Source organism: Mesorhizobium huakuii (genome assembly GCF_030160235.1).
In the GTDB taxonomy this organism is placed as follows: domain Bacteria; phylum Pseudomonadota; class Alphaproteobacteria; order Rhizobiales; family Rhizobiaceae; genus Mesorhizobium; species Mesorhizobium huakuii.
Genome location: NZ_BSNY01000047.1, coordinates 73,867 through 89,499 on the forward strand (window position 1 = coordinate 73,867; position 15,633 = coordinate 89,499).

A 15,633-nucleotide genomic window follows, 5' to 3' on the forward strand; every position below is an offset into this window, starting at 1 on the left:
CCTTGTGATGCGCGACATCAATTTCCTCACCGAGACCAATGCCAGGCCGATCTGGCATCCGATGGCGCATCCTGCCGAGATGCGGGCCAATCCGCCCAAGGTGATCATGAAAGGCGAGGGTGTCACCGTCACCGACATCGATGGCAAGAGCGTGCTCGACGCCGTCGGCGGCCTGTGGAACGTCAATCTCGGCTACAGCTGCGACCCGATCAAGGAGGCGATCGCCGACCAGCTCGGCGCGCTGCCTTACTATTCCGGCTTTCGCGGCACCTCGACCGGACCGTCGATCGAACTCGCCTACGAGCTTTCCGAATGGTTCGCGCCGGAAGGCATGGTGCGGACCTTCTTCACCTCGGGCGGTTCGGATTCGGTCGAGACAGCACTGCGGCTGGCCCGGCAATACTGGAAGATTCGTGGCCAGGGCGACCGCACCAAATTCCTCGCCTTGAAGAAGGGCTATCACGGCACGCATTTCGGCGGTGCCTCGGTCAACGGCAACGCCAATTTCCGCCGCAACTACGAGCCGCTCTTGCCTGGCGTCTTCCATATTCCCGCACCCTGGACCTTCCGCAACCCGTTCGACGAGACCGATCCGGCGCGGCTGGCCAAACTCTGCGCCAAGGCGCTGGAGGACGAGATCGCCTTCCAGGGCGGCGACACCATCGCCGCCTTCATCATGGAGCCGGTTCTCGGCGCCGGCGGCGTCATCGTTCCGCATGAGAGCTTCATGCCGCTGGTGCGCGAGATCTGCGACCGCCACGAAATCCTGCTGATCGCCGACGAGGTGGTGACAGGCTTCGGCCGCACCGGCGCGTGGTCGGGCTCGCGGCTGACGGAAGTGAAGCCGGATTTCATGACCATCGCCAAGGCGATCACCTCGGGCTATTTCCCGCTCGGCGCGACCTTGATCGGCGCCAAGGTCGCCGATGTGTTCGAGGCCGACAAGACCAGCTTCGGGTCGATCGGCCATGGCTACACCTATTCCGGCCACCCGGTCGGCTGCGCGGCGGGGCTGGCGGCGCTTGCCGAGACCAAACGGCTTCGCCTCAATGAGAATGCGGCCGCGCGCGGCGTCGAGCTTGGGGCGGTGCTGGAAGGCCTGAAGGCGAAACATGCCATCGTCGGTGATGTCCGTTACAAGGGCCTGATGGCGGCGCTGGAACTGGTCTCGGACCGGGCAACCAAGAAGCCCACCGACAAGAAGACCATGGCCGTGGTTTCGGAGGCCGCCTACGAGGCCGGCGTCATGCTGCGCGTCTCTGGCAACAACATCATCCTGTCGCCGCCGCTCATCATCAGCGCCGCCGATGTCGCGAAGATCGGCGAAGCGCTGGATGCCGGACTGTCGAAGGTCTGACAGGGATACAACGGAGTTTCGAGAGACAAATGGCACACCCGCGGAAGATTTCGGCGCACGGAACGCAGGCCGAGGAGACGCTGATTGGCCGGCGTGGCCGCCTGCTCGGTGCGAAATCGCAATTGTTCTATGACGAGCCGGTGCATCTGGTGCGCGGCGAAGGCGTTTGGCTCCATGACGCCGACGGCCGCCAATATCTCGACGCCTACAACAATGTCGCCCATGTCGGCCACTGCCACCCGCATGTCGTCGAGGCGCTGTGCCGGCAGGCAAGCCTGCTCAACACCCATACGCGCTATCTGCACACCGCCATCCTCGACTATGTCGAGCGGCTGACCGCGACCTTCGATGCCAGCCTGTCGACCGCCATCCTCACCTGCACCGGCAGCGAGGCCAACGACATCGCGCTGCGCATGGCGCAGGCGACATCAGGCCAGATGGGCATCATCGCCACCGACGCCACCTATCACGGCAACACCACGGCGGTTTCGCAGCTCTCAACGCGCATGCCGCCGGTCGGCGGCCGTGCGCCCTATGTCCGGCTGGTGCCCGCGCCCGACAGTTTTCGCCATCCCGACGCGATGGCCGACGGCAAGGCGTTCGGCGACGCCGTGCGCGAAGCGATCGCTTCGCTGGCAAAGGACGGCATCGGCCTGTCCGGCATGATCCTCTGCCCGCTGCTTGCCAATGAAGGCTTTCCGACGCTGCCCAGCGGCTTCTTCGATGACGCCGTGGCGGCGGTGCGTGAGGCCGGCGGGCTGGTCATCGCCGACGAGGTGCAGCCCGGCTTCGGCCGCACCGGCAGCCATTTCTGGGGCCATCAGCGTGCCGGCTTCGTTCCCGACATCGTCACCATGGGCAAGCCGATGGGCAATGGCCACCCGGTCGCCGCTGTCGTCACCACTTCAGAGATCCTGGCGACGTTTCGCAACGCTTTCCGCTACTTCAACACCTTTGGCGGCAATCCGGTTTCCTGCGCGGTCGCCAATGCCGTCCTCGATGTCCTGGAAGACGAAAACCTTGTCGCCAACGCGCGCGACGTAGGCATCTACGCACTTAGCCTGCTGCGGCCGCTGGCCGACCGGCATGACTGCATCGGCGAGGTCAGGGGCGCCGGCCTGTTCTTCGGCGCCGAACTGGTCCATGACCGCGAGACCCGCGAGCCCGCGCCCGACATAGCCGGGCGCGCCATCAACGCCATGCGGGATCGCGGCGTGCTGATGGGCAAGACCGGCATCCACGGCAATGTGCTGAAGATCCGCCCGCCCATGCCGTTCTCCCGCGCCCATGCCGAGCTTTTGATCGGCACGCTCGACGAAGTGCTTGGTGGGGTCGGCGGAGTGATGGCGTGAACGCGGTTTTCGAGCGAGCCGAGCCTGAGACGGCAGCGGATGTCACGGCACTTGCCCGGCATGCTCTCGCTTATTGGGGCGTCCGCGACGGCGAACCGGAACTGCTGAAATACCGCGAGAACGCGGTCTTCCGCGTCCGTCTGGCTGATGGCCGACCGGCGGCCATGCGCATCCATCGGCTTGGCTATCGCACGGATGCCGCGCTGCGCTCGGAACTGCAATGGATGGGCTTCCTGCAATCGGCCGGCATCGCCACGCCGTCTCCGGTGCCGACACCGGCCGGCGATCTGTTCGTGCTTGTCGGCACGGATGCTTCAGGGCCGCCCCGCCAAGCCGATTGCCTGAGCTGGCTCGAAGGCCGCGCTGTCGGCGCGCGAGGCGTGCCCCTGGCCTACACGCCGGAACAGGCGAGGCAGGTCTTCACCGCAATCGGCCGAACCATCGCGCAGATGCATACTATCAGCGCCGGCTGGACGCCGCCCGCCGGCTTTGCCCGCCATGCCTGGGATTTCGACGGCTTCTTCGGCCCGAGCCCGACTTGGGGCCGTTTCGAGACCTCGCCCTTTCTCGACGGTCCGCGCCGCGACCTTGTTTTGCGGGCACGGGACAAGGCCGTGAAGGCGCTTTCGCAGCATGAGCGCAGCCCTCGCAATTTCGGCATCATCCATGCCGACCTGGTGCGGGAGAACGTGCTTCTCCATAACGGCGCGGTGCGCATCATCGACTTCGACGATTGCGGCGATGGCTGGCACATGTACGACCTTGCCGTTGCTCTGTATCAGAACCGGCAGGAGCCACTCTACCCGCTGATCGAGGCATCGCTGATCGGGGGCTACCGGCAGGAGCGGGACCTGACCGAGCAGGATGTCGCCGCGCTACCGCTGTTCGCCGCGCTGCGGTCATTCGCGTTTCTGGGTTGGGTGCAGAGCCGCGTCGAGGGCGATATCACCAGGGAGGTCGGCCTGCGCATGTCCAACATCGCGGCCGATGTGGTGATCGCCTATCTCAGGCGAAATGAATGCTGACCGTTCCCGAACTGCCGAAATCGGCGACGATCGTGTCGCCGGGCCGCGCTTCGACCGGACGCACGAACGAGCCCGACAGCACCACTTCGCCGGCAGCGATCGACATGCCGTAGCGCGCGAGCCGGTCGGCCAGCCAGGCGATGCCCATCGCCGGATGGTTGAGCACGCCGGCGCCGAGCCCGGTCTCCTCGACCTCGGCATTGCGCGAGACGATGGCGCCGATCCAGCGCATGTCGACCTCATCGGGCCGCTGCGGCCGCCCGCCGATGACGATGCCGGCATTGGCGGCATTGTCGGAAATCGTGTCGAAGAAGGTGCGCGCCTTCTTCGTCTCCGCATTGATGCGCTCGATGCGCGTGTCGAGGATTTCCAGCGCCGGCGTGATGTAGTCGGTGGCATTGAGCACATCCAAGAGGGTCACCCCCGGCCCTTTAAGCGGCGCTTTCATGACGAAGGCGATCTCGGCCTCGACGCGCGGCTGGATGAAGCGGCCGGCCGGAACAGTCGCGCCGTCGTTGAAGAACATGTCGTCGAACAGCACGCCGGAATCCGGCGTGTCGATGGCCAGCGCATATTGCATCGCCTTGGAGGTCAGGCCGATCTTCCAGCCCTTCGGTTTCAGCCCGGCATCGATCTTGCGCGTCACCAGCGCCGCCTGGACGCGATAGGCGTCCTCCATGGTCGCTTGCGGGTAATCGAGGCTGAGCAGCCGGATCTGGCGGCGCGAACGCTCGGCCTCGAACAGCCGGCTGGCGGCGTCTTCCACTTGCTCCGGGGTCATGGAGCTGCCTCGTCGACGACGCTGTTGCTGAGCACGCCGATGCCGTCGGCCTCGACCTCGATCACATCGCCCGGCTTCAACCAGACCGGCGGGTCGAAACGCGCGCCGGCGCCGGTCGGCGTGCCGGTGACGATGATATCGCCTGGCACCAGCGTGGTGAAGGTGGAGATGTAGTTGATGATCTTGCGGAACGGAAAGATCATGCGGCTGGTGCGGTCCTGCTGGCGCATCTCGCCATTGACCCGGGTGGAAAGCGCAATGTCGGCGATCTGCGCCTCATCCGTGAACGGCACCAGCCACGGGCCGATCGAACCTGTACGGTCGAAATTCTTGCCTTGCGTGACGTTGAACTTGGCATGCCGCACCCAGTCGCGGATGGTGCCCTCGTTGCACAAGGAGAGCGCGGCGATATGGCCGAGCGCTTCGGTCTCCGCGATGCGCCGGCCGCCCTTGCCGATGACGATGACGATTTCGCCCTCATAATCGAGCTGCGGCGATTCCGGCGGCCGCACCAGCGGCGCACCATGGCCGACGAAGGAGCGGGGAAAGCGGATGAACAGCGACGGGTTCGAGGGGGCTGCTTGGCCGTCCTTGTACTCCTCGTTGCGGTCCGGATAGTTGACGCCGACGCAGATGATCTTTTCCGGCGACGGGATCGGGATGTCGTAGGCGACGGCGTCGAGCGGGAACTCGGCGGCAAAGGCCTCGGCCTCCTCCGCCAGCCGCCGCAAGGCGCCGGCCTCGATCACCTCGCGTAATGTTGGCCACTGGCTGTGACGGGCCGAGAGGTCGACGACGCCCTTGCCAGTGACCGCGCCATAACGCGCCTTGCCGCCGGCGGTGAAGGTGGCGAGCCGGTTCATGGCACTGCTCACGGCGCCACGATCGGCGAAGCCGTCAGGTCCGGCTGGCGCGCAGTGGCACCGGCAAAGCTGCTGCCTTCCTCGAACCAGCTTTTCGGCGCCGGCGCGCCCCATAGCGTCTGGCGCTGTGGGTCCTTGAGGTCCCATTTGATCGGCTCGAGGTCCGGATCGACCGTCTGGTAGTCCGAACAATAGATCTCGATGCGGTGGTTGTCTGGGTCACGGACATAGAGGAAGAAGGCGTTGGAAATGCCGTGCCGGCCCGGGCCGCGCTCGATGTTCGCGAGGTAGCCCGTCGTCGCCATCAGGTCGAGAAGGTCGATGATGTTGAGCGGCGTCGGCACCCAGAAGGCAACGTGGTGCAGGCGTGGCCCGACGCCGTTGGTGAAGGCGATATCGTGGACGCCGCCCTTGCGATGCGTCCAGGCCGCCCACAGCTTCCCGCTCGAGGCGTCCTCGGTGTATTCGGTCACGCGAAAACCGAGCTCGTTGTAGAAGGCGACGGACTCGTCGACATTGGGCGAGAAGCAGTTGAAGTGGTCGATGCGCAACGGCTTCACGCCGCGATAGAGCGCGTATTTCTGGTGGATCGGCGGGAGCCTTGCCATCTCGGCATAGAATTCCAGCGGAATGCCGTGCGGATCGCGCGTGCGGAAGGTGCGCGACTGGTAGGGCCGCTCGACCCATTCCACCGGCAGGCCCTTGCCCTTGAAGAAGTGCGCCGCCTTGTCGAGATCCTCGTCCGAAAACACCTTGAAGCCAAGGTCGCGCGCTTCCGGCGTCGTCGCCTTGCGCAGCACGATGCAGTGATGGCCGCGCTCCTCCATGGCGCGCAGATAGATGGCGCCCGATGTTTCGTCGGTGATCTGCAGGCCGAGCGTATCGACATAGAAGGCGCGCGACCTGGCCAGGTCGGTCACCGCCAGCTCGACATGGCTGAGGCGCACGATGTTGAAGGCGGGATAGAGGTTGGGTTTGGGCAAGGGCATCCTGATCTCCTCCGGTCAGCCGCCGAGTTTCTGGATCGCGTGCGCTGACGTGGCGAAGGCGATGTTCTTCGTTTCCATGTAGAAGTCGAAGGAATGGTCGCCGCCGTCGCGGCCGATGCCGGAATTCTTGACGCCGCCGAACGGCGTCGGCAGATGCCGCACATTCTCCGAATTGACCCAGACCATGCCGGCATCGAGCGCGTCGGTGAAGCGGAACGCGCGCGTGACATCCGATGTCCAGAGATAGCCGGTCAGGCCGTATTGCGTGTCGTTGGCCAGCGCCAGCGCCTCCGCCTCGTCCTTGAACGCGATGGCCGTCAGCACCGGCCCGAAAATCTCTTCCTGGGCAATGCGCATCCTGTTGGTGGCGCCGACAAACAGCGTCGGGCTGACATAGCAGCCGCCGCCCGGGCCGTCGAACTTGCCGCCGCCGGCCGCGATCACGGCGCCCTCCGATTTGCCGATCTCGATATAGGACAGCACCTTTTCCTCATGCACCGGATGGATCAGTGGCCCGACCACGGTCTTGGGGTCGAGCGGGTGACCGATGTGGACGCGCTTTGCCTTCTCCGCCACAAGGTCGGTGAACCGGTCGTAGACCGAGGCCTCGACCAGGAGGCGCGACGACGAGGTGCAGCGTTCGCCGTTGAGCGAGTAGATCATGAACACCGCCGCATCCGCCGCGCGTTCTAGGTCGGCATCGGCAAAGACGATCACCGGGTTCTTGCCGCCAAGCTCGAAATGCACGCGCTTCAGCGTGTCGGCGCCCTGCTTCATGATCATCGAGCCGGTGCGGCTCTCGCCGACAAAGCCGATCGCCTTGATGTCGGGGTGCTCGGTCAGCGCCCTGCCGGCATGTTCGCCGAGCCCGTTGACCAGGTTCCACACGCCTTTCGGCAGGCCGGCCTCCTCGGCGATCTCGACCAGCAGGCGCGCCGTCAGCGGCGAGAACTCAGCCGGCTTATGAACCACCGTGCAGCCGGCCGCCAGCGCCGGCGCTATCTTCCAGGTCGACAGCATGAACGGCGTGTTCCAGGGCGTGATGATGCCGACCGGGCCGATGGGCACCCGCGTCGTCATGTTGATCTGGCCCGTCGTCCGCAGCGTCTCGCCGTCACGCGCTTCCGGCGCGCGGTCGGCAAAGAAACGGAAATTCTCCGCGCCGCGCAATGCCGCCTTGGCCATGAATTTCAGCGCCTGGCCGGTGTCCATGCATTCGACGAAGGCGATCTCCTCGGCGCGCGTTTCGATCGCGTCGGCAATCTTGTGCAGCAGCTTCTTGCGCGCCTCGCCGGGCATCGCGGCCCATGCGGGGAAGGCAGCCTTGGCCGCCTTGGCGGCGCGGTCGATGTCGGCGCTGCTGCCGCGCGCGACCTCGGCCAGCGGCTTCAAGTCGACGGGTGACAGCGTCTCGAAAGTCGAGCCGTCGGCGGCCGGCACCGCTTCGCCGCCGATCTGGTTCAGCACGCCGTCTTTCTTGAAACGGGCGAGATACGCCTCGGCCTTTTTCAGATTGCCTTCGAGGTCGGACATGTCAGCTTTCCGTCACTTGCCGCGCAGCCGCGGGTGGATTGCATTCTTCTTCCAGCTCAGCGCCGGATCGATTTCCCGGATCTCCAGGGACAGGGCAAAATGCGGGGTCTCGAACAGCGGGGCCAGATATTCGCTCACCGCCGCGAAGACGGCCTCACCGGTGCGTTTCTTGTCCTCGGCGCTGCGGCCCGACCCGACCCGAAACGACATGTCGAGAAAGGCGTTTTCCGGCAGATTGTCGGCAATGGCGTAGGCCTCGGCGCGGAAGGCCCGCACCCGCACCGCACCGGTCTCGAACAGCCCGGTGTCGAGCACGGTGCGCAGCACCAGCGCGCACAATTCGCCCATATCGACCTTGGCATCGAGATTGGCTGAATACTCGATGGAGAAGTGAGGCACCGCGTCTCGTTCCCTGGAACATTGCTTTGTTGTAGTTAACGCGTTAATTACATGTGGTACCGCCGAAGTCAAGCCTTGCATCCGGCCTGAGGCGACGATACGGGATGACGGTGACCGGCTTTGGGGCAAGCGCTTGGCAAAGGCCCCGCCGCCGATCGCAAGCGCGCTGGAGAGAATTCACTTGCTGCCCGAGAACACCCGCCGCTCCTTGCCAATGGCGCTCCTTCATGCCCGCGAAGTGGTGATGGCGCGGTTTCGCCCGATGCTCGCCGCGCACGACGTGACCGAACAGCAATGGCGCGTGTTGCGCGTGCTGAGCGAGGCCGGCCCGGTTGAGGCGACCGAGCTTGCCGATCGCGCCTCGGTCCTGCCGCCCAGCCTGACCCGCATCATCAAGGCGCTCGAGGGCCGAAGGTTCATCACCCGCAACAAGGCGGAGGGCGACGGCCGCCGCGTCGTGCTGACCATCGCGCCGGCCGGTTCCGCCCTGATCGAAGCCCTGTCGCCCGAACGCCGCGTCATCTACGACGACATCGAGCGCCGCTTCGGCCACGAGCGGCTGGAGCAGCTGCTCGACCTGCTGGAGACGCTGATCGACGGCGAGAGCTGAGCGCTCTCCGTCCCGCGCCGTTCGCCCCGACCTACCCGCCAAAACTGCCAAGCCGCGTAGGCTGCGTGTAGTTGCGATCAACATAGAGCAGGGCCGAACCGCCGCTGCCGTGCCGGACGTCGATGACGCGGCCGATCATGACATTATGCGTGCCGACGACATGCACGTCCTCGATCTCGCAGTCGAAATTGACGATCGCGTCCGACAGCGCCGGCGTGCCCGAGGTCAGCGTCTGCCAGCGCGCCGCCGAATAGCGCGCCTCCATGTCCCTGGTCGCGCCGGCGAACTTTCCGGCCAGATGCATGTGGTCATGCGTCAGCACGTTGACGCAGAAGCGCTGGTTGGCGAGGAACATGGCGGCCTGCGTCGAACGGCCGTTCATGCACACCAGCAGCGTCGGCGGCTCGTCGGAAACGCTGCACATGGCGGTGGCGGTGAAGCCGCCGCGCCCCGCCGGACCATCGGTCGTGACGATGTTGACCGGCGCGCAGACCCTTGCCATGGCGTCGCGGAAATCGGTTTTCGAGATCTGCGTGGCCATTGGCGATCACCCGACCGTGGAAGTCAGCGGCGGCAGCCAGGTGTCACCAGTCCAGCCATTCTCGTCATAGTCGGCCATGCAGGTGTCAACCAGTTCCTCCATGGCCTTCAGCCGCCCGCCGCGTTCGGCGCCCTTCAGCACCTGCAGCCGCACTTCTTCCGGCGCGCCGGCATAGTTCAGCTCATAGAGCGCGTGGCGGCCGCCGAACTCGGTGCCGGTCGCGTCCCACAGTAGCTTCATGATCTTGATGCGCTCGATGTGGCCCATGTCGTTGGAGCCGCGCACATATTGCGCGAGGTATTTGTTGATCTCCGGATTATCGAAATCGCGCACCGACGACGGCAAATAGATCAGCCCCGAGGCGATCACCCGGCGCACCGTGTCGATGACGCGCGGATAGGCTTCCGACATGAAGGTGCGGTAGGCGAGCGCGGCGTCGAGATTGGGCAGCACCGCGCCATTCGCCCACGGGATCGGATTGTAGGCCATGGCGTTGGAAAAACTCCAGAACATGTGCCTGAGCGCAATCACCTCGCCAAGTGCGGCCTGGTTGCCGCGGAAAGCGTCGCCGCCGGTGGCGCGCAGCGCCTTGGCCAGCAGGCCGGCGAGGAAGTCGAGCTTGACGGCGAAGCGCGTGCAGCCCTGGAAACAATAGCCATGCATGAAACCGGACGCCGGATGGAAGGACAGGATCTTCTGCGCATCCCGCAGCACCAGCACGTCCTCCCAGGGGATGAAGACATTGTCGAGCACCAAGATGGCGTCGTTCTCGTCGAAACGCGATGACAAGGGATAGTCGAAGGGTGCCGCCACCGTATTGGCCGTCTGCTCATAGGAGACGCGGCAGAACATCTTTATCCCCGGCGCGTTCATCGGCACGATGAACATCACCGACAGCGACGGGTCCTCGGTGACCGTCGCCGAGCCCTGCGCCAGGAAATTGTAATGCGTCAGCGCCGAGGATGTCGCCACCACCTTGGCGCCGGAGACATAGATGCCGGCATCCGTCTCCTTGGTGATGTGGACGAAGACATCCTTGACCTGCTCGGCCGGCTTGTGACGGTCGATCGGCGGGTTGACGATGGCGTGGTTCATGAACAGCACGGCGTCCTGCGCCCGTTTGTGCCAGGCAAGCGCATTGTCCTTGAACGGCCCGTACCAGTCGGCATTGGCGCCGAGCGTGTTCATCAGCGCCGCCTTGTAGTCGGGCGTGCGCCCCATCCAGCCATAGGACATGCGCGACCACTCGGCGATCGCCGTCTGCTGGGCGGCGAGTTCGCCGGAGGATTTGGCGACGCGGAAATATTTGTGCGTGTAGCCGCCCGAACCGGTGTCGGTCGGGGAGGTCAGCGCTTCGCGCCGCTTCGGATCGTGCAGCGCATCGTAGAGCCGCGCCAGCGACCGCACGGAATTGCGCATCGCCGGGTGCGTGGTGACGTCGGCGACGCGTTCGCCGTTGATATAGACCTCGCGGCCGTCGCGCAGGCTCTCCAGATATTCGGCCCCGGTGAATGGGCGCGCTTTGTCGGCACGAAAATCTTCTGACCGCATGTCGTTCCTCCACTGATGACGCCGATCCTAGCGCCACGCCTGCGGATCGGTTATGGACGGAACGACAAAACCGATTGGACTTTTTCCGGCGCAATGAGCCAGAATTCCATTCCCGATTTCTTCGTCTATGGCGAGCCGGTGCGCCCGCTCGATGTCGGTTTCCTGCATGTCGAGACAGTGCTTGCGCGCGGCAATATCCATCTCGGCCAGGTCGCGGCGCACAAGCATCCGCAGATGGGCCAGATCACCTACTGGACCAGCGGCTCCGGCACCTATCGCATCGAGGACCGCTCCTGGGACTTTTCGGCACCCGCCGTCAGCTTCGTGCCGAGCACCATCGTGCATGGCTTCTCGATCGGCCCCGGTACCGATGCCATAGTCGTCTCCGTCGCTGACGACGCGCTCGCTGCCCTTGCCGGTCACAGCCTATTGCCGCTGGACAGGCCGGTCTTCGCCGATGGCCTGCCGCGACACGCCGCGTGGAAAAGGCTGGCGGCGGTGCTGGAGATGATCGCCGCCGAATACGCCGAGGCGCAGGCCGGCAATGACAGGGTCCTGCCGGCGCTGATTGCCGTCGCGCTCTCCCACATCGCACGTCTCGCGCCGGCGACTGTCGCCGCCGCACCGTCTTCCGATGCGTCGCTGGCCATCGGCCTGCGCCGGCTTGTGGACGCGCATTTTCGCGACAACTGGCCGGTCGACCGCTACGTCGAGGCGCTCGCCACCACGCCGCATCTCCTCGACAAGGCCGCGCGGGTGGTGCTGGGCAGCGGCGTCAAGCGCGTGGTCAGTGAGCGGCGGCTGCTGGAAGCCAAGCGGCTGCTCCTGTTCACCGTTCGCACCGTCGAGGACATCGCCTACGAGATCGGCTTCGACGACCCCGCCTATTTCTCGAGGTTCTTCCGCGAGCGCGTCGGCGAAGCGCCTGCCGCCTGGCGAAGGAAGCAGTTGCGGCAGGGCTGAGGCAAGCCCGCGCACTTTCTCGCTTGACTGACCGGCCGGACCGAATACCCTAAGGCCAAATACCGGCTCTGATCGCCGGGCGGCAAGAATGCCTCGTATGCCTCGCCCTTGCGGCGCTGGCTGCGGGGCTTTTTCATTTCTGGGGTCCTGTTTGAAACGGCGCATCGAGATCGGCATCCTTTATTCCCGTTCGGGGAGCTATCAGCTGGTCTCCGATGCGTGCCGCATCGGCGCCATGCGGGCGATCGCCGACATCAATGCCGACCGCGGCTCGGGCATCGAGCTGGTGCCGGTCGAGCGCGATCCGCAAAGCAATGCCGATCGCTACGCGACGCTGTGCGAAGACATCTTCAAGACCAGCAGCGCGCGCCATGTCGTCGGCTGCGTCACCTCCTGGAGCCGCAAGGAGACGATCCCCGTGCTGGAGAAGGCCGGCGGCATGCTCTGGTACGCCTGCCCCTATGAGGGGTTCGAGGCCAACGAGCATGTCGTCTACATGCACGCCTGTCCCAACCAGCATCTGGTGCCGCTGATGGCCCATGTCGTGCCGCGCTTCGGCGCCAACGGCTTCCTGCTCGGCTCGAACTATATCTGGGGCTGGGAGATGAACCGCGTGGCGCGCGACCTGATCGCCGACGCTGGCGGCAAGGTGCTGGGCGAACGTTATCTGCGCATCGGCGAGACCGACGTGTCGCGCCTGATCGGGGAGATCCGGGCAACGCGGCCGAGCTTCATCCTCAACAATCTGATCGGTACCTCGTCCTACGCCTTCCTCGCCGCCTACCGCGATTTGGGCGACGTGGATCCCGCCTTCCGTCCGCAAACCTGCCCCGTCATCTCCTGCAACCTCACCGAGGGCGAGTTGCCGGCGATCGGCGAGACGGGCAGAGGGCATCTGTCCGTCGGTCCGTATTTCGCGCCGCGGCCGGCGGCCTTCGCCTCGTCCTTCGAAGCCTCCGCCTATGCCTCGGTGCAGGTCATGGCCGACGTGCTCTCGCGTGATCCCGAAGCCGGTCCGGCGGAATTCTCCAAGGCCTTCGCCGAACGGCGCTTCTCCACCCGGCTCGGACCAATCGCCATCGACGCCAACACCCAGCATGCGACGCTGCCTGTCATCATCGGCAGGATCGCTGATGGGTTCTTCGAAGTCGTCAGCCGCGAGGATGAGGTCGCGCCGGATCCCTATCTGTCGCGCTACGATCCCGCCAGGACGTTCGGGCGCCCGCGCCTGCGGGTGGTGTCGTGACCAGAACGCCGCGCATCCCCAATCTCGGCGGCGCCAGGGCCTTCATCCTGCATCGCCCGCATCCGACCGTGCAGGCCATCACCAGGCAATTGTCGGCGATCGGCCTGATCGCGCTCGACTGCTGGCCGGAATTGCCGCCGGAGGCGCTAGCCGCCGACTTCGTCTTCTTCGATGCCGATCTCGGCTTCGACGAGCAATTCCCCTGGAAAGCCGGTGAAGCGCCGATGCCATTGGTGGCGCTGATCGGCTCCGAGGCGCCCGGCCGCATCGAATGGGCATTGTCGCACAAGGCGGATGCGCAGCTACTGAAGCCGGTCGGTACCGCCGGCGTCTACAGCGCCCTATTGATCGCAAGGCAGAGTTTCGAGGCGCGCAAGCACTTAGCCGGCGAAATCGCCTCACTGCGCCAGCGCGTCGCCGAGCGGCAGACCATCGTGCGCGCGGTGGCGGCCTTGTCGAAAGGCTCAGACGACGAGCGCGCCTATGCGCAACTACGCTCGCTGGCGATGAGCTGGCAGATCAGCGTCGAGGATGCCGCGCGCCGGATCGTGGCGATGACCGATGAAGACGAGGAGAGCGGCGATGACCAGTCCCATCGCGCCTGACCTCCAGGCCACAGTGCGCATGCCTGCCAAGCCGCGCGCCGGCGTCTGGCGCCGGCTGGTCAAACGCCGTCTGGCGCTGCTCGGCCTGGTCATCGTCGCCATCGTCGTCGCCGGCGCCGTGCTGGCGCCGTGGCTGACCGGCTATGATCCCAACGAGCAGATGTTCGACGGCCTGACCATAGAGGGCTCGCCGCTGCCGCCGGATGCCAAATTCTGGCTCGGCACCGACCTGCTCGGCCGAGACCTTCTGACCCGCATCCTCTACGGCGCCCGCACTTCGCTGATCATCGGCATCGTCGCCAATGGCGTGGCGCTGTTCATCGGCACCTTGGTCGGCGTCACCGCCGGCTATTTCCGCGGCTGGATCGGAAGTGCGCTGATGCGTTTCACCGATCTGATGATGGCGTTTCCGGCGCTGCTGCTCGCCATCTGTCTGGCCGCGGTGTTCCAGCCGAGCCTCTGGATCGTCGCCATGGTCATCGCGCTGGTCAACTGGGTGCAGACCGCGCGCGTCATCTACACCGAGACCTCGTCGCTCGCCGAGCGCGAGTTCATCGACGCAGAGCGCACCATCGGCGCCGGCGCGCCGCGCATCCTGTTCCGCCACATCCTGCCGCATCTCCTGCCGACCATCATCGTCTGGGGCACGCTCGGCATTTCGACGACGGTGCTGCTCGAGGCGACGCTGTCCTTCCTCGGCATCGGCGTGCAGCCGCCGACAGCATCCTGGGGCAACATCATCTTCGAGAACCAGACCTATTTCCAGGCGGCACCTTGGCTGGTGTTCTTCCCGGGTGCGGCCATCCTGGCGCTGGCGCTGGCCTTCAACCTGATCGGCGACGCGCTACGCGACATCCTCGATCCGGCGCAAAGGGGCCGGGCATGATCACCTATCTCGGCCGCCGCCTCATCCAGACGCTGCTGATCCTGCTTGGCGTCTCGCTGATCACCTTCGCGCTGCTCTATCTCTTGCCGGCCGACCCGGTGCGCCAGATCGCCGGGCGTAGCGCCACGCCGCAGACGGTCGAGAACATTCGCCAGCAGCTCGGCCTCGACCAGCCCTTTGTCGTCCAGTACTGGCACTATCTGACCAGGCTCATCAGCGGTGACCTCGGTCGCTCCTACATCCAGCGCTCCGAAGTCACCGAGCTGATCGTCTCGCGGCTGCCGGCCAGCCTGCTCCTGATGGTCGGCGCCATCCTGTGCGAATTGCTGATTGGACTGAGCATGGGCCTCATCGCCGCCGTCAAGCGCGGCACGGCGACCGACCAGACCTTGATGGTCGCCTCCTTCGTCGGTGTCTCGGCGCCGCAATTCGTGGTCGGGCTTTTGCTGCTCTACGTCTTTGCCGTCAGGCTCAGCTGGTTTCCGATCGGCGGCTACGGCACCTGGCGCCATCTGGTGTTGCCGTCGCTGACCATGGGCATACTCGGCGCCGGCTGGTACGCGCGCATGATGCGCTCGTCGATGATCGACGTGCTGCGCCAGGACTATGTTCGCACCGCGCGTGCGAAAGGCCTGGCGCGCGGCGCCATCATCTTTCGCCATGCGCTGCCCAACGCCATCCTGCCGGTCATCGCCATGATCGGCATCGACATCGGCATCTTCATGGGCGGCATCGTCGTCGTCGAAAGCGTGTTCGGCTGGCCCGGCATCGGCCAGCTCGCCTGGCAGGCCATCCAGCGCGTCGACATCCCCATCATCATGGGCGTCACGCTGGTCTCGGCCTTCGCCATCGTGCTCGGCAATCTCTTGGCCGACATCATCGCGCCCTTCATCGACCCCCGCATCAAGCTCAGATGAAACCAAGAAAACAAT

At 65.4% G+C, this 15,633-nt stretch carries 16 protein-coding genes; 9 read left to right on the forward strand and 7 right to left on the reverse strand.

Annotation, left to right across the window (positions count from 1 at the left end; translation table 11 throughout):
* Window positions 1-7 precede the first annotated feature (7 nt).
* Genes QQK95_RS22540 through QQK95_RS22550 form a run of 3 tightly spaced genes read left to right on the forward strand, consistent with a single transcriptional unit; the run spans window position 8 to window position 3,734 of the window.
* Window positions 8-1,357 (forward strand): aminotransferase class III-fold pyridoxal phosphate-dependent enzyme, encoded by a 1,350-nt coding sequence (locus tag QQK95_RS22540; protein ID WP_284276616.1) that lies wholly within the window; start codon window positions 8-10, stop codon window positions 1,355-1,357.
* Between the two features lie 29 nt (window positions 1,358-1,386).
* On the forward strand, window positions 1,387-2,709 hold the full coding sequence (locus QQK95_RS22545) for an aminotransferase class III-fold pyridoxal phosphate-dependent enzyme (RefSeq protein ID WP_284276617.1): 1,323 nt from the start codon (window positions 1,387-1,389) through the stop codon (window positions 2,707-2,709).
* A complete protein-coding gene (locus QQK95_RS22550) occupies window positions 2,706-3,734 on the forward strand; it encodes a phosphotransferase enzyme family protein (RefSeq protein ID WP_284276618.1) in 1,029 nt (342 codons plus the stop codon). The genes QQK95_RS22545 and QQK95_RS22550 overlap by 4 nt, the downstream gene beginning before the upstream one ends.
* On the opposite strand, the gene hpaH is transcribed toward QQK95_RS22550, so the two are convergent.
* The 5 genes from hpaH to QQK95_RS22575 are packed head-to-tail and all read right to left on the reverse strand — an operon-like array spanning window position 3,715 to window position 8,299.
* Window positions 3,715-4,515 carry a 2-oxo-hept-4-ene-1,7-dioate hydratase gene (hpaH, locus tag QQK95_RS22555; RefSeq protein WP_284276619.1) on the reverse strand — a complete coding sequence of 267 codons (801 nt, stop codon included), beginning with the start codon at window positions 4,513-4,515 and terminating at the stop codon, window positions 3,715-3,717. The two genes, QQK95_RS22550 and hpaH, sit on opposite strands and share 20 nt — an antisense overlap.
* The gene (locus QQK95_RS22560; RefSeq protein ID WP_284276620.1) at window positions 4,512-5,378 is read right to left on the reverse strand and encodes a fumarylacetoacetate hydrolase family protein; all 867 of its coding nucleotides are present in this window, start codon (window positions 5,376-5,378) and stop codon (window positions 4,512-4,514) included. The genes hpaH and QQK95_RS22560 overlap by 4 nt, the downstream gene beginning before the upstream one ends.
* A gap of 8 nt (window positions 5,379-5,386) precedes the next feature.
* The gene (gene hpaD / locus QQK95_RS22565; RefSeq protein ID WP_284276621.1) at window positions 5,387-6,367 is read right to left on the reverse strand and encodes a 3,4-dihydroxyphenylacetate 2,3-dioxygenase; all 981 of its coding nucleotides are present in this window, start codon (window positions 6,365-6,367) and stop codon (window positions 5,387-5,389) included.
* A gap of 15 nt (window positions 6,368-6,382) precedes the next feature.
* Window positions 6,383-7,900, reverse strand: a complete 1,518-nt coding sequence (gene hpaE, locus QQK95_RS22570; protein ID WP_284276622.1) for a 5-carboxymethyl-2-hydroxymuconate semialdehyde dehydrogenase — start codon at window positions 7,898-7,900, stop codon at window positions 6,383-6,385.
* A 12-nt stretch (window positions 7,901-7,912) separates the two neighbouring features.
* Window positions 7,913-8,299, reverse strand: a complete 387-nt coding sequence (locus QQK95_RS22575; RefSeq protein WP_284276623.1) for a 5-carboxymethyl-2-hydroxymuconate Delta-isomerase — start codon at window positions 8,297-8,299, stop codon at window positions 7,913-7,915.
* 133 nt (window positions 8,300-8,432) lie between these two features.
* Here QQK95_RS22575 and hpaR point away from each other — a divergent pair, with 133 nt between their 5' ends.
* A complete protein-coding gene (gene hpaR / locus QQK95_RS22580; RefSeq protein ID WP_409371705.1) occupies window positions 8,433-8,909 on the forward strand; it encodes a homoprotocatechuate degradation operon regulator HpaR in 477 nt (158 codons plus the stop codon).
* Between the two features lie 31 nt (window positions 8,910-8,940).
* Here the strand turns inward: hpaR and QQK95_RS22585 are convergent, their stop codons facing one another.
* Both QQK95_RS22585 and QQK95_RS22590 read right to left on the reverse strand, forming a co-directional pair.
* On the reverse strand, window positions 8,941-9,450 hold the full coding sequence (locus QQK95_RS22585; RefSeq protein WP_284276624.1) for a flavin reductase: 510 nt from the start codon (window positions 9,448-9,450) through the stop codon (window positions 8,941-8,943).
* A 6-nt stretch (window positions 9,451-9,456) separates the two neighbouring features.
* Window positions 9,457-11,001, reverse strand: coding sequence for a 4-hydroxyphenylacetate 3-hydroxylase N-terminal domain-containing protein (locus tag QQK95_RS22590; RefSeq protein WP_284276625.1), 1,545 nt, complete (start codon window positions 10,999-11,001; stop codon window positions 9,457-9,459).
* A 93-nt stretch (window positions 11,002-11,094) separates the two neighbouring features.
* On the opposite strand from QQK95_RS22590, the gene QQK95_RS22595 reads away from it, so the two are divergent.
* The 5 genes from QQK95_RS22595 (at window position 11,095) to QQK95_RS22615 (ending at window position 15,618) form a co-directional block, all read left to right on the forward strand.
* The gene (locus QQK95_RS22595; RefSeq protein ID WP_284276626.1) at window positions 11,095-11,964 is read left to right on the forward strand and encodes a helix-turn-helix domain-containing protein; all 870 of its coding nucleotides are present in this window, start codon (window positions 11,095-11,097) and stop codon (window positions 11,962-11,964) included.
* Window positions 11,965-12,115: 151 nt separating this feature from the next.
* Window positions 12,116-13,210, forward strand: a complete 1,095-nt coding sequence (locus tag QQK95_RS22600) for a transporter substrate-binding protein (RefSeq protein WP_284276627.1) — start codon at window positions 12,116-12,118, stop codon at window positions 13,208-13,210.
* A complete protein-coding gene (locus tag QQK95_RS22605; RefSeq protein ID WP_284276628.1) occupies window positions 13,207-13,815 on the forward strand; it encodes an ANTAR domain-containing response regulator in 609 nt (202 codons plus the stop codon). Before QQK95_RS22600 ends, QQK95_RS22605 begins: the two co-directional genes overlap by 4 nt.
* Window positions 13,793-14,701, forward strand: coding sequence for an ABC transporter permease (locus tag QQK95_RS22610; RefSeq protein WP_409371706.1), 909 nt, complete (start codon window positions 13,793-13,795; stop codon window positions 14,699-14,701). The genes QQK95_RS22605 and QQK95_RS22610 overlap by 23 nt, the downstream gene beginning before the upstream one ends.
* The gene (locus QQK95_RS22615) at window positions 14,698-15,618 is read left to right on the forward strand and encodes an ABC transporter permease (RefSeq protein ID WP_284276629.1); all 921 of its coding nucleotides are present in this window, start codon (window positions 14,698-14,700) and stop codon (window positions 15,616-15,618) included. Before QQK95_RS22610 ends, QQK95_RS22615 begins: the two co-directional genes overlap by 4 nt.
* Window positions 15,619-15,633 lie beyond the last annotated feature (15 nt).

What these genes read in the sequence shown, in the direction of transcription:
- QQK95_RS22610 (WP_409371706.1), top strand. Translation starts at nt 13,793, where the DNA reads ATGACCAGTCCCATCGCGCCTGACCTCCAGGCCACAGTGCGCATGCCT.
- QQK95_RS22595 (WP_284276626.1), top strand. Translation starts at nt 11,095, where the DNA reads ATGAGCCAGAATTCCATTCCCGATTTCTTCGTCTATGGCGAGCCGGTG.
- QQK95_RS22590 (WP_284276625.1), bottom strand. Translation starts at nt 11,001, where the DNA reads ATGCGGTCAGAAGATTTTCGTGCCGACAAAGCGCGCCCATTCACCGGG.
- QQK95_RS22545 (WP_284276617.1), top strand. Translation starts at nt 1,387, where the DNA reads ATGGCACACCCGCGGAAGATTTCGGCGCACGGAACGCAGGCCGAGGAG.
- QQK95_RS22585 (WP_284276624.1), bottom strand. Translation starts at nt 9,450, where the DNA reads ATGGCCACGCAGATCTCGAAAACCGATTTCCGCGACGCCATGGCAAGG.
- QQK95_RS22560 (WP_284276620.1), bottom strand. Translation starts at nt 5,378, where the DNA reads ATGAACCGGCTCGCCACCTTCACCGCCGGCGGCAAGGCGCGTTATGGC.
- hpaE (WP_284276622.1), bottom strand. Translation starts at nt 7,900, where the DNA reads ATGTCCGACCTCGAAGGCAATCTGAAAAAGGCCGAGGCGTATCTCGCC.
- QQK95_RS22615 (WP_284276629.1), top strand. Translation starts at nt 14,698, where the DNA reads ATGATCACCTATCTCGGCCGCCGCCTCATCCAGACGCTGCTGATCCTG.
- hpaD (WP_284276621.1), bottom strand. Translation starts at nt 6,367, where the DNA reads ATGCCCTTGCCCAAACCCAACCTCTATCCCGCCTTCAACATCGTGCGC.
- QQK95_RS22540 (WP_284276616.1), top strand. Translation starts at nt 8, where the DNA reads ATGCGCGACATCAATTTCCTCACCGAGACCAATGCCAGGCCGATCTGG.
- hpaH (WP_284276619.1), bottom strand. Translation starts at nt 4,515, where the DNA reads ATGACCCCGGAGCAAGTGGAAGACGCCGCCAGCCGGCTGTTCGAGGCC.